This window comes from Dankookia sp. GCM10030260 (assembly GCF_042666655.1).
In the GTDB taxonomy this organism is placed as follows: Bacteria; Pseudomonadota; Alphaproteobacteria; order Acetobacterales; family Acetobacteraceae; genus Paracraurococcus.
The window spans coordinates 569,713-582,286 of sequence record NZ_JBHTDE010000002.1 but is presented as its reverse complement, the minus strand read 5'-3'; the positions used below and the strand labels follow the sequence as shown (position 1 = coordinate 582,286).

At 72.5% G+C, this 12,574-nt stretch carries 11 protein-coding genes; 10 read left to right on the top strand and 1 reads right to left on the bottom strand.

Annotated features, from left to right (window positions below; all coding sequences use genetic code 11):
• The first annotated feature begins 126 nt into the window (after window positions 1-126).
• The 6 genes from pstS (at window position 127) to phoB (ending at window position 5,498) form a co-directional block, all read left to right on the top strand.
• Entirely contained in the window at window positions 127-1,176 is a 1,050-nt protein-coding gene (pstS, locus tag ACFQS7_RS09215) for a phosphate ABC transporter substrate-binding protein PstS (RefSeq protein WP_380066744.1), read from the top strand.
• 142 nt (window positions 1,177-1,318) lie between these two features.
• The gene (gene pstC, locus ACFQS7_RS09210) at window positions 1,319-2,287 is read left to right on the top strand and encodes a phosphate ABC transporter permease subunit PstC (protein ID WP_380066743.1); all 969 of its coding nucleotides are present in this window, start codon (window positions 1,319-1,321) and stop codon (window positions 2,285-2,287) included.
• Between the two features lie 4 nt (window positions 2,288-2,291).
• Entirely contained in the window at window positions 2,292-3,179 is an 888-nt protein-coding gene (pstA, locus tag ACFQS7_RS09205; protein WP_380066742.1) for a phosphate ABC transporter permease PstA, read from the top strand.
• A 73-nt stretch (window positions 3,180-3,252) separates the two neighbouring features.
• Entirely contained in the window at window positions 3,253-4,038 is a 786-nt protein-coding gene (gene pstB / locus ACFQS7_RS09200) for a phosphate ABC transporter ATP-binding protein PstB (protein ID WP_380067238.1), read from the top strand.
• A gap of 16 nt (window positions 4,039-4,054) precedes the next feature.
• On the top strand, window positions 4,055-4,765 hold the full coding sequence (gene phoU / locus ACFQS7_RS09195) for a phosphate signaling complex protein PhoU (RefSeq protein WP_380066741.1): 711 nt from the start codon (window positions 4,055-4,057) through the stop codon (window positions 4,763-4,765).
• A gap of 16 nt (window positions 4,766-4,781) precedes the next feature.
• A complete protein-coding gene (phoB, locus tag ACFQS7_RS09190) occupies window positions 4,782-5,498 on the top strand; it encodes a phosphate regulon transcriptional regulator PhoB (protein ID WP_380066740.1) in 717 nt (238 codons plus the stop codon).
• Here the strand turns inward: phoB and ACFQS7_RS09185 are convergent.
• Window positions 5,471-6,061 (bottom strand): nucleoside 2-deoxyribosyltransferase, encoded by a 591-nt coding sequence (locus tag ACFQS7_RS09185; protein WP_380066739.1) that lies wholly within the window; start codon window positions 6,059-6,061, stop codon window positions 5,471-5,473. The genes phoB and ACFQS7_RS09185 overlap by 28 nt on opposite strands.
• A 187-nt stretch (window positions 6,062-6,248) precedes the next feature.
• Between ACFQS7_RS09185 and ACFQS7_RS09180 the strand changes: the two genes are divergently transcribed.
• From ACFQS7_RS09180 to ACFQS7_RS09165, 4 genes are read left to right on the top strand one after another with little or no spacing between them, the layout of a single operon-like run.
• Entirely contained in the window at window positions 6,249-7,259 is a 1,011-nt protein-coding gene (locus tag ACFQS7_RS09180) for an alginate O-acetyltransferase AlgX-related protein (RefSeq protein ID WP_380066738.1), read from the top strand.
• Window positions 7,256-7,948, top strand: coding sequence for a hypothetical protein (locus tag ACFQS7_RS09175; RefSeq protein WP_380066737.1), 693 nt, complete (start codon window positions 7,256-7,258; stop codon window positions 7,946-7,948). Before ACFQS7_RS09180 ends, ACFQS7_RS09175 begins: the two co-directional genes overlap by 4 nt.
• On the top strand, window positions 7,945-11,805 hold the full coding sequence (locus ACFQS7_RS09170) for a cellulose synthase subunit BcsC-related outer membrane protein (RefSeq protein WP_380066736.1): 3,861 nt from the start codon (window positions 7,945-7,947) through the stop codon (window positions 11,803-11,805). The genes ACFQS7_RS09175 and ACFQS7_RS09170 overlap by 4 nt, the downstream gene beginning before the upstream one ends.
• Window positions 11,799-12,545: a GDSL-type esterase/lipase family protein gene (locus ACFQS7_RS09165; protein ID WP_380066735.1), complete on the top strand. Its 747-nt coding sequence runs from the start codon at window positions 11,799-11,801 to the stop codon at window positions 12,543-12,545. Before ACFQS7_RS09170 ends, ACFQS7_RS09165 begins: the two co-directional genes overlap by 7 nt.
• The last annotated feature ends 29 nt before the right edge of the window (window positions 12,546-12,574 follow it).

Sequence of the window (12,574 nt, the reverse complement as noted above, 5' to 3'; positions counted from 1 at the left end):
TCGTCGGATATCCTGTCATCGAAGCTTCATAAATCTGCAACAGGGCAGACTTCCGGCAGCGGTAGTCAGGCCGCGAAAGCATCGGGGCATTCCGGCCCCGGGCAAGCTCCTTACGGAGAGAGACGCGTGAACCGTCGCACCCTGCTCATCGCCACCGGCCTCACCGCGGCCAGCCCGCTGCTCGGCCGCCCGGCCCTTGCCCAGCAGGCCCAGATCACCGGCGCCGGCGCCACCTTCCCCAACCCGATCTACCAGAAGTGGGCCGAGGCCGCGAAAGCCGCCACCGGCATCACGGTGAACTACCAGTCGGTCGGCTCGGGTGCCGGGCAGAACCAGATCAAGAACCGCACGGTCGATTTCGGCGCCTCCGATGCCCCGCTGACGGTGGCGCAGCTGACGGAAGGCAACCTGCTGCAGTTCCCCGCCGTCATGGGCAGCCTGGTGCCGATCGTGAACATCCCGGGCATCGAGAACGAGCAGCTCAAGCTGACCGGCGAGCTGCTGGCCGACATCTACCTCGGCAAGATCGCCAAGTGGAACGACCCGAAGATCGTCGAGTTGAACCAGGGCCTGACCCTGCCGAACCTGGCGATCGCCCCGGCCTACCGGGCGGATGGCTCCGGCACGACCTATGTCTGGGTGTCCTACCTCGCGGCGGTGTCGCCGGAGTGGAAGCAGAAGGTCGGCGTCGGCACCTCGGTCCGCTTCCCCGCCGGCACCGGGGCCCGCGGCAACGAGGGCGTGGCCGGCACGGTGAAGAACATTCGCGGCGCCATCGGCTATGTCGAGAACGCCTATGCCATCACCAACAAGCTGGTCACCACCCAGCTGCGCAACAAGGCCGGCCAGTTCGTCAAGCCGACCCAGGAAGCCTTCATCGCCGCGGCGGCGAATGCCGACTGGTCGACGCCCGGCATGGCGGCCAGCCTGATCGACCAGCAGGGCGCGACCTCCTGGCCGATCGTCTCGCCCACCTTCATCCTGCTGCCTAAGAACCCGACGGATGCCGAGCGCAGCCGCAACGTGATGAGGTTCTTCGACTGGGCCTTCAAGAACGGCGCCAAGCTGGCGCAGGAGCTGGAATACATCCCGCTGCCGGCCAACGTGCAGGACACCGTCCGCGCCGCCTGGACGGCCGAGGTGAAGGCCAACGGCCAGCCGGTCTGGCAGGGCTGAGCCCCGACCGGGGCGGATCCGCGGCAAGGCGCCTGCGCCCGGCCGCGGCGATCCGCCCTGACACCAACGAGCCGGGGCGACGCCGCGTTCACGCCTGAACGCGGCATCGCCGCTTCCCGCCGCCGCCGTCGGAGCACATCGCTTGTCGCAGGCCGCCTCCCTCCCCGCCGCCTCGCCGCCGCGGACCGCCAGCCGGTCCAACCTCGGCGACACCCTGTTCTCCGGTGCCTGCCACGCCGCCGGCGCGCTGGTGCTGCTGCTGCTCGGCGGCATCATCGTCGAGCTCTTCCTCGGCGGCCTGCCGGCCTTCCGCGCCTTCGGCCTGCCCTTCCTCTGGTCCACCGAATGGGACCCGGTGACCGAGGTCTTCGGCGCCGGCGTGTCGATCTACGGCACCATCGTGACCGCGGTGCTGGCGATCCTCCTCGCGGTGCCGGTCGCCTTCGGCGTCGCCTTCTTCCTGACCGAGCTCGCGCCGCCCTGGATGCGCCGCCCGGTCGGTACCGCGGTCGAGCTGCTGGCGGCCGTGCCGTCCATCATCTACGGCATGTGGGGCTTCTTCCTGATCGCCCCGCTGATGGCGCAGTACATCCAGCCGCCGCTGATCGACACGATCGGCGAGCTGCCGCTGATCGGCTTCCTGTTCCAGGGCCCGCCCTTCGGCACCGGCATCTTCACCGCCGCGCTGATCCTGGCGATCATGATCCTGCCCTTCATCGCCGCCACCATGCGCGACGTCTTCGAGCAGGTGCCCCCGGTCTTCAAGGAAAGCGCCTATGGCCTCGGCTGCACGACCTGGGAGGTGATGAAGGGCGTGGTGCTGCCCTATACCCGCATCTCGGTCGCCGGCGGGATCATGCTCGGCCTCGGCCGCGCGCTGGGGGAGACGATGGCGGTCACCTTCGTCATCGGCAACGCCAACCGCATCACCACCACGCTGTTCGGCCCGGGCAACACCATCGCCTCGGTCGTGGCACTCGAGTTCGGCGAGAGCGAGTCGGGCAGCCTGAAGCTCGCATCGCTGCTGGCGCTGGGCTTCATCCTCTTCGTCCTGTCATTCATCGTGCTCGCCGCCTCGCGCTGGCTGCTGCGCTCCCGGCTGAAGGTCTGACCCGATGAGCGCCACGACCCATCCCGTGCTGTCGCCGGTCAAGGATGCGGCCACCGCCGCCCGTCTCGGCCGCCGTCGCAAGCGCGCCGACCGCGTCCTCCGCGTCCTGTCGCTGGCCGCCACCGGCATCGGCCTGGTCTTCCTCGCCTCGATCCTGGTGACGCTCTTCGTCAAGGGCTTCGGGGCGATGAACCTGTCGGTCTTCACCGAGGTCACCCGCCCGCCGGGCTCGGCGGGCGGCCTGCTGAACGCCATCGTCGGCAGCCTCATCCAGGTCGCCCTGGCGACCGTCATCGGCACGCCGGTCGGCATGCTGGTCGGCACCTTCCTCGCCGAATATGCCAAGGGCTCGACCTTCGGCAACGTGGTCCGCTTCGTCTCCGACATCCTGCTCTCGGCGCCGTCGATCCTGATCGGCCTCTTTGTCTACCAGCTGCTGGTGCTGCCCTTCGGCGGCTTCTCCGGCTGGGCCGGCGTGGTCGCGCTGGCGATCATCATCATCCCGATCGTCGTCCGCACGACGGAGGACATGCTGAGCCTGATCCCGAATACCCTGCGGGAAGCGGTGATCGGCCTCGGCGCGCCGAAGTGGAAGATGATCATCCTGGTCTGCTGGCGCTCGGCGACCTCGGGCATCATCACCGGCATCCTGCTGGGCATCGCCCGCATCGCCGGCGAGACCGCGCCGCTGCTCTTCACCAGCCTCGGCAACAATGCCTGGTCCACCGACCTGTCGCAGCCGATGCCGAGCCTGCCGATCACCATCTATTCCTATGCCGGCTCGCCCTTCCAGGACTGGATCGAACTGGCCTGGGCCGGCGCGCTGCTGATCACCCTCGCCGTCCTGCTCTTGAACATCGTGGCCCGCAGCCTGCTGCGCCAGGCCAAGTGAAGGAGGACCCGACCCCATGAGCGATTCGGCCATGCAGGATTCCACCGCCGCCCCGTCCGCCTCCTTCGGCGGCATGCAGGCGCGCTCCGCCGCCGCGCTGAACAGGACCGCGCGCATCGCGGTCCGCAACCTCGACTTCTTCTACGGCGACAACCGGGCGCTGAAGGGGATCGACTTCGACCTGCCGGAACGCCAGGTGACCGGCATGATCGGCCCCTCCGGCTGCGGCAAGTCCACCCTGCTGCGGGTGCTGAACCGGATGTACAGCCTCTACCCCGGCCAGCGCGCGACCGGCGAGGTGATGATGGACGGGCAGAACATCCTCGACCCGGATGTCGACCTCAACGCGCTGCGCGCCAGGATCGGCATGGTCTTCCAGAAGCCGACCCCCTTCCCGATGACGATCTACGAGAACATCGCCTTCGGCGTCCGGCTGCACGAGACGCTGTCGAAGCCGCAGATGGACGAGCGGGTCGAATGGGCGCTGAGCCGCGCGGCGATCTGGGGCGAGGCGAAGGACCGGCTGAACTCCTCCGCCATGGGGCTGTCCGGCGGGCAGCAGCAGCGGCTCTGCATCGCCCGCACCATCGCGGTGCGGCCCGAGGTGATCCTGTTCGACGAGCCGACCTCGGCGCTCGACCCCATCAGCACCCTGAAGATCGAGGAGCTGATCGACGAGCTGAAGCGCGACTTCACCATCGCCATCGTCACCCACAACATGCAGCAGGCCGCCCGCTGCGCCGACCAGGTCGCCTTCTTCTACCTGGGCGAATTGATCGAGATCGCCCCGGCCGGCCAGTTGTTCACCGCGCCGAAGCAGCAGCGGACCCAGGAATACATCACCGGCCGGTTCGGCTGAGGCGCGGAGCATGACGATGCAGCAACACACCGTGCGCTCCTATGCCGAGGAGCTGCGCCGCCTGCGCGAGCTGGTCGCCCGCATGGGCGGCCTGGCCGAGCGGCAGGTGGCGGATGCGGTCACCGCGCTGATCCGCCGCGACGCCGAGCTGGCGACCGAGGTCATGGCGCGCGACGCCGAGATCGACGCGCTGGAACGCGAGATCGAGGCCTTCTGCATCCAGATCCTGGCGCTGCGCCAGCCGGCCGGGGCCGACCTCCGGCTGGTGGTCGGGGTGCTGAAGATCATCCATGCGATCGAGCGCATCGGCGACTATGCCCGCAACGCCGCCAAGCGCAGCATCGTGCTGGCCCAGCAGCCGCAGCTCGGCAGCCTGAACGGCTTCCAGCGGATGGCGCGGCTGGTGCAGGAGAACCTGAAGGGCGCCATGGACGCCCTGGTCAACAACGACGCCGCCCGCGCCGACGAGGTCTGGGCCGCCGACCAGCCGGTCGACGAGGTCTACAACGGCATCTTCCGCGAGATGCTGACCTTCATGATGGAGGATGCGCGCAACATCACCGCGGCGACCCACCTGCTGTTCGTAGCCAAGAACCTGGAACGCATCGGCGACCACGCGACCAACATCGCCGAGACGGTGCACTACGCCGTGCAGGGCGACACGCTGACCGAGGAACGCCCGAAGGGCGACAACTCGACCTATGCCGTCGTCCGGCCGCCGGCCTGAGCGGGGAGAACAGCAGATGCCGGACATGGTGCCGAGCGGCGCCCGCCCGACCATCCTGGTGGTCGAGGACGAGGTGCCGCTGCTCACCCTTCTCCGCTACAACCTGGAGAAGCAGGGCTTCCGGGTCGAGGAGGCCTCGGACGGCCAGGAGGCCCTGCTGCGCGTCGCCGAGACCAAGCCGGACCTGGTGCTGCTCGACTGGATGCTGCCGCAGCTCTCCGGCCTCGAGGTCTGCCGCCAGCTGCGCCGCCGCCCGGCGACCCGCGACCTGCCGATCATCATGGTCACCGCCCGGACCGAGCAGCAGGACAGCGTCCGCGCGCTCGACATCGGCGCCGACGACTATATCAGCAAGCCCTTCGCCATGGACGGGCTGCTGGCCCGCATCCGCGCCCTGCTGCGCCGCGCCGGCAGCGTCGCGACGCGCGGGACGCTGGCCTTCCGCGACCTCTCGATGGACCAGGACGCCCACCGCGTCTCCCGCAACGGCCGCGCCCTGCATCTCGGCCCGACCGAATACCGGCTGCTGGAATTCCTGATGCAGCACCCCGGGCGGGTCTTCGCCCGCGAACAATTGCTGGACGCCGTCTGGGGCCGCGACATCCATGTCGAGCCGCGCACCGTGGACGTGCATGTCCGCCGGCTGCGCAAGGCGATCAACGGCCCGGGCGAGGACGACGTGATCCGCACCGTGCGCTCGGCCGGCTACGCGCTCGACGTCGAGACGGGCTGAGCCCCCAGGGCGCGCGCCGCCGCGGCGACGCAGCGGCCGAAGGCGGCCAGGTCGCGCCAGCGCGCGGCCTCGGGGATCTCCGCGGCCTCGAAGGTCCCGCCCGCGGCGGCGATGCCGCCTTCCAGCATCAGGTTGTCGTGCCGGTCGAATTCCTCGATCGCCATGCCCTCGGCGTCCTCCCAGGCCCCGTCCGGCCGCCGCCGCGCCGTGCCGCCCAGCGCCGCCAGCGTCCGCGCGCCGAAGCGCCGCGCCACGTTGCTGTAGCCGAAGACCGGCCGGCCGAGCGCCCGCATGAAGCCGAGCTCGTAGACCGTCCCGGCGTCGGCCGAGATGCCGCGGAACGGGGTGAGGTTGGCGACCAGCGCGTCGCAGCCGCGGATATGCGCCTCGTTCGCCCAGTAGATCCGCAGCCAGTCCGGCAGCGCCGGGTCGGGCGCCTGCGGCGGCGGCTCCAGCGGGAAGACGCCGGTCAGCCCGTGCGCGGCACAGACCGCGCGCTTGGCGGCGGCGATCCGGTCCGCATCGGCGAGGAAGACCTCGGGCCCGGCCAGGTAGATTCGCATCCCCCCATCTAGCCCATCCACGCCGCGGGATGCATCCACCAGCCGCCGCCGAAGCCAGGCCGGCCCACAATTTTTGTACGTTTACGATAAAAATAGGCGCGTATGTTCGCGCGTTACGCTATGGACCCGTGACGAAAACTTGTATGCTTCCGCGTAGAATTCCCGCATCCGGATCGGCAGGCCGCGCATGTCCCACCGTGACGTCCCCACAGACGGCTCCGCTCCGGGGCGCCGCCCACTGGGCCTGGCCGCCGCGGCCCTGGCCCTGGCCGGCCTGCTGCCGCGGCCGGCCAGGGCCGCCATCTCCGGCCTGGTGGTCATCGGCAGGGACGGCTGGCTCTTCCCGCTGTGGGACGCCACCTCCCGCTTCGATGCCGGCGCGCTGAATGCGGCCACGCCGGTGATGAACGAGGCGGCAGCGACGCTGAAGGCGGCCGGCATCGAGGTGGTGCAGGCCGTGGTGCCGGCCAAGGCACGGCTCTACCGCCAGTTCCTGCCGGACGACGTCAGGCTGCCGGTCGATATCGACAAGCGCTACCCGGCGATCCTCGCGGCCCTGCGCAAGTCGGGCGCCCTGGTGGTCGACCTCGACGCCCCGCTCCGCGCGGCCCGTGCCGGCCAGCCGAAGCTGCCCATCTACTTCGCCACCGACACCCACTGGACCCCGGCGGGGGCCGAGCTGGCGGCGGCGGAGCTGGCGAAGCGGATGAAGGAGGGCCTGCGCCTGCCGCCCGCCCCGCGCCCCGCCGCGGCGCTCGGCGCCCCCACCACCCTGACCAACCCGGCCAGCGACCTGGTGCGCTTCCTGCCCGCCGACCAGCGGGCCAGGTACCCGGCCGAGACCTACCAGATCCGCCAGCCGCAGGCCGCCGGCGGGCTGCTGGACGCCGATGACGGCGCCGACGTGGTGGTGGTCGGCAACAGCTTCGCCCAGCCGAAATACGGCTTCGTGCCGCTGCTCGCGGCACAGCTCGACCGGCCGGTCGGGCTGGCTTGGCGACCGAACAATTACGGCCCCTGGTTCACCCTTCTGGACTACCTGAAAAGCGAGGGCTTCCGCCGCCGCCGGCCCAGGGCGCTGGTCTGGATGCACCTGGAATTCGACCTGCAGAACCTGCCGAACAGCAGCAGCTGGGGCCAGAATGCGGTGCCGCCGGCGACCTTCCTGGCGGAGGTCAAGCGGGCGGTCGGCGGATGACCCTGCGCCGGACCCTCACCGCCGCCGCGCTGCTGGCCGGCCTGCTGCCGCCGGCCGCCCGGGCGCAGGGCCAGGCGCAGGTCTACGACCCGCAGCCGCCGCCCGGCTCGGCCTATCTGCGCTTCGTCAACGGGCTCGGCGCGGAGCTCGCCCTGCGGCCGGACTTCCTGCCGCCGCAGGTCCTCGGCACCGGCGCGGCGGAGCGAGTGACGCCCTATGCAGTGGTCGAACGCGCCGCCGGCCGCAGCCTGGCGATCGAGGCCGGCAGCGTCGGGTCACGCGGCCGCGCCACGCTCGCGCTCGCGCCCGGCAGCTACGTCACCCTGCTGCTGACCCGCGCCGCCGATGGCGGCATCGCCGCCACGCCGGTGGTGGACAGCGCCGATTTCGACCGCGCCAAGGCCCGGCTCGGCTTCTACAACGCCGCGCCCGGCTGCCCGGCCGCGGCGCTGAAGCTGGCGGCGAACGGCGCCACGGTCTTCGACCAGGTGGCGCCCGGCACCGCCCGCGGCCGCACGGTGAACCCGGTCGCCGCCGCGCTGCGCGCCGAATGCGGCGCCGATTCCGCCGCGGTGGCGCTGGAGGGGCTGGAGGCCGGCGGCAGCTACAGCATCCTGCTGCTCCGCCCCGACGGCGCCGCCCCCGCCGCCATCCTGGTCCGCGATGCCACGGCACGGTGGCGCGGATGACCAGGCCGACGCCCATCCTGCTGACCCTGCTCGCCTTCGGCGCGGCGGCACCCGGCCCGGCCTCGGCCCAGGGCGGCGCCGGGCTCGAACGCGTGGCCGGCGCGCGCCCCTCGCTCGCCCTGTTGCTGGACCAGGCGAATTTCTGGCTGCTGCAGGACAATCCCGAATCGGCGATGCAGGCGCTGAACCGCGCCGTGCAGGCCTATCCCGACAATGTCGAGGCGCTGAGCGCCGCCGCCGAGGTCGCCACCCAGCTGAACCGGCCGGAAGCCGCGGGGCTGCTGGACCGGCTGCGCCGGGTGGCGCCGAACGCGCCGCGCACCCTGCAGGCGGAAAGCGCGCTGCGCGATCCCGGCGCCGATGCCGCGCTCCTCGACCAGGCCCGCGCCCTGACGCGGTCCGGCCGCACGGCGGAAGCGGTGCAGCGCTACCGCGAGGCCTTCCATGGCGAGGACCCGCCGGTTTCGCGTGCCGTCGAATTCTACTCGGCGCTGGCCACCCTGTCCGAATCCGGGATGCAGGAGGCCCGCACCAAGCTCGGCGCGCTGGCCGGCCGCACGCCGAACGACCAGCCGTTGCAGCTCGCCTACGCGCAGATGCTGACCTACGGCCTGGATACCCGCGCCGAAGGGATCGAGCGGCTGCAGCGCCTGGCGCTGCAGCCCGCCACCGCCAATGCGGCGCGCCGCGCCTGGCGCCAGGCGCTGCTCTGGCAGGGCGCCGACCCCGAGGCGGCCGACCAGATCGAGGCCTATCTGAAGGCCAACCCGAGCGATCCCGAGATCGCCGAGAAGCTCGCCCAGGCGCGCACCACCCGCGGCATCCAGCACCGCATCGCCGGCTGGAACCTCGGCGGCGCAGGCCGCTACGCCGATGCCGAGCGGGAATTCCGCACCGCCGTCGGGGTCGACCCGCAGGATGCCGAATCGCTGGTCGGCCTGGCCGTCATCCGCCGCCGCCAGGGCCGCAATGCCGAGGTCAGGCAGTTGCTCGACCAGGCGACCGCGATCTCGCCCGACCGGCGCGACGAATTCGTCCGCATCCTCGGCACCGACGGCGTCAACCCGGTGCCCGGCGGCGCCGGCGACCCGGCCGGCTATGTCAGCCATGCGGCGCTGGCCTGGCGGGCGCTGACCCGCGGCGACCTCGACCGCGCCGACGGTTTCGCCCGCCGCGCCATCCGCGCCGGTGGCGACGAACGGGTGCAGGGCGAGGTGGTGCTGGGCCAGGTCGCCTACCGGCGGGAGGACTGGGCCACCGCCGAGAGCCGCTACCGCGCGGCGCTGGCGCTGCGGCCGAAGTTGCCGGTCGCGCTGGCCGGGCTGTTCGATTCGCTGCAGCGCCAGGGCCGCATCGCCGAGGCCGACACGCTGCAGCAGGAGACCGGCTTCCGCCCGCCGGCCGGCGCCACCGCCGCCCGCGCCTACGCGCTGCGCGAACAGGCCTTCCGCGAGGAGGACCCGGCCAGGCGCCAGGCCCTGCTGCGGGAGGCGCTGGCGACCGACCCGAACAACCCCTGGATCAAGGTCGACCTCGCCCGGCTGCTGCGGGCGACCGGCGCCGGGCCGGAGGCGCGCGCGATCGAGCAGGACCTGGCGCGCGACCGCGGCGCCGACAGCTCCTACGCCGCCGCCTTGGTCGCGGCGGACGAGGAGCGCTGGGCGGAAGCGACCCAGGCGCTGGAACGCGTCCCGGCCCGGCTGCGCACCGCCGACATGAACCGGCTGCTGACCCGCAGCCGGCAGGAAGCCGCCATCCTCGCGCTGGAGCAGCAGGTGCGCGACGGCCGCCCGGAGGCCCGCCGCCGGCTGTCCGCCCTCGCGGCGCAGCCGAGCCCGGGCGGCACGACCGGCGCCGCCGTGGTGCGCGCCTATGGAAGGCTGGGCGACGGCCCGGCCGCGGTGGCGGCGGCGCGCGACGCGGTCGCCGCCAATCCGGGCGCCGATCCCACCCTGCGCCTGGCGCTCGCCGGCAGCCTGATGGGCATCGGCGAGCGGGCCGAGGCCGAGGCGCTGGTCGGCCCGCTGGCCGACAGCCCCGGCCTGCCGGACGAGGCGCGGCGGCAGATCGCCGCACTCCAGGCCAGCGCCGTCGTGACCCTGGCGGACCGGCTGAACCAGGTGGGCGACCAGGACGCCGCCTATCGCCAATTGCTGCCGGCGCTGCAGCGCCAGCCCGACAACCCCGAGCTCAACGCCGCGCTGATGCGGCTGAACATGGCCAGCGGCAAGACCGCCGAGGCCCGCGCCGCGGCCGAGAAGCTGCTGTCGATCGACCCGCGCAACGCCGAGGCGCGCGACGCGCTGATCGACCTCGCCGCGGCCGAGGGCGACTGGGCGGCCGCCGAGCGGCTGCTGGCGGAAGCCCGCGCCAAGGCGCCCGACGACCTGCGCCTGGCCCTGGCCGAGGCCCGGCTGGCCCGTGCCCGCGGCGATGCGGTGCGTGCCCAGCGGCTGCTGGAGGACGCGGCCCGCCGCCGCATCGCCGAGTTGCAGGCGGCCGGCGCCACCGGCCAGGCGGCGCTGACCCGCGACCTGCTGAGCCCGACCCGCGCCGCGACCCGGGCCGGGCAGGAGCCGGCGGATGCGCTGAACACCGAGCTGGTCCGGGCGCTGCGCCAGGCGCGCGACGAAACCTCGACCTGGCTGCAGGCCGGCATCGGCATCCGCGGCCATAGCGGCACCGGCGGGCTGAGCCGGCTGACCGAGATCACCGCGCCGGTCGAGGTCTCGCTGCCGGTCGCCGGGCTCGGCGGCCGGCTGCAGCTGCAGACCGGCACGGTCGCGCTGGGCACCGGCGGCTTCTCGGCCGGGTCCGACCAGGGCAGGCAATTCGGCACCGGGGTGCTGGCCGGCAGCGCCGCGCCCGGGATCAAGTCGCGCTGGACCACCGGGCAGACGCTGGGGATCGGCTATGTCGCCTCGAATGTCCGGGTCGATGTCGGCTCGACGCCGCTCGGCTTCCAGCAGCAGAACGTCGCCGGCGGGGCCGAGCTGGCATTGCCGCTCGGGAGTGGCCTGAACCTGCGGGTCACCGGCCTGCGCCGGCCGATGACCGAAAGCGTGCTGTCCTACGCCGGGCAGCGCGACCCGGGCACCGGCCGGGCCTGGGGCGGCGTGATGCGCACCGGCGCGCGGGCGCAGCTGGAACACGCGGTCAACGACCGCTTCGGCGTCTATGGCGGCGGCGGCTGGTCGAGCCTGCGGGGCGAGAATGTCGCGGCGAACGAGATGGTGGAGGCGGGCGGCGGCCTCTATTACGCGGCGATCCGCAGGCCGGAGGAATCGCTGACCATCGGGCCGGATGTCCGGTACTTCCACTTCAACCGCAACCTCGGCGGGTTCAGCTTCGGCCAGGGCGGCTATTTCAGCCCGCAGACCCATGTCATCGGGGCGCTCGGCGCCGATTGGAAGCGGCAATGGGGCGACCTGACGGCGCGGGTTCAGGCGACGGTCGGCTGGCAGCGCTTCCATCAGCACAGCGCGCCGGCCTTCCCGACCGACCAGGCGATGCAGGCCCAGCTGGAGGCCAACCCAGGCCTCGGCCCGGCCGGCAGCGCGGCCAACTCGGTCAGCGGGCCGATCGGCGGGCTCGGCGTCAACCTGGAATATGCCGTGAGCCCGGTGCTGCGGCTGGGTGCCATCGGCCGCTTCACCCATACCGGCGACTACAACGACGCGACCGGGCTGTTCTACCTGCGCTGGCGGCTGGACAAGCCGCCCGAGGATCTCGCCCCGCTGCTGGCCGGGGTGGCGACCCGCTACCCGGCGGGGAGCTGGCCGATGCCGGCGATGGTCACGAACGGCGCGCCCGAGCCGGTGCAGCTAAATTCCGGCGCGGCGCGGCCGGTATGGTGAGGCATGCCCTGGCGCTGGCCGCCCTGCTGCTGCTCGGCGGCACCGCGGCGCGGGCCGCCGAGGTCTGCGCCGGCCTGCCCGCCCGCCAGCCGCTGCCGCGGGAGGCGAGGCCCGAACCGCTGGGCGACCAGTCCTGGCTGCTGCGGGTGACCGAGCTGGAACGCCTGGCCCTGGGCGGCGAGGCGCAGCCGGCGCAGATGCTCTTCCTCGGCGATTCCCTGGTGCAGGCCTGGGCACCGCTGGTCTTCGAGCATTTCTACGGCGACCGGCAGGCGGTGAATTTCGGCGCTGGTGGCGACACCACGCAAAGCCTGCTGTGGCGGCTGTCGCGGCTGCCGCTGGGCTCCGGGCTGAAGCCGCGGCTGGCGGTGGTGCTGGTCGGCACCAACAACACCGCCGCCGGCAGCCGGCCGGAGGACACCGCGCTGGGCATCGCCGAGGTGGTGCGGACCATCCGCCGCCGCTCGCCGCAGACCCGCGTGCTGCTGGTCGGGCTGCTGCCGCGCGGCGGGCTGGCCTCCGAGCCGATGCGGGCGGTCAACGACCGGGTCAATGCCCTGGTCGCCGGCTGCGCCGATGGCCAGACGGTGTTCTACACCGCGCCGGGCTCGATGGTGGTGGACCGCGCGGGGCGGCTTTCCGACCAGGTCGCCTACGATCACCTGCACCTGACTTGGCTGGGCTACGGCATCCTCTCGGCGGCGCTGGAGCCGCAGATCCGCCGGCTGCTCTGGCACTGACGCCCGCGACCGTGATCGGAACCGCGGCT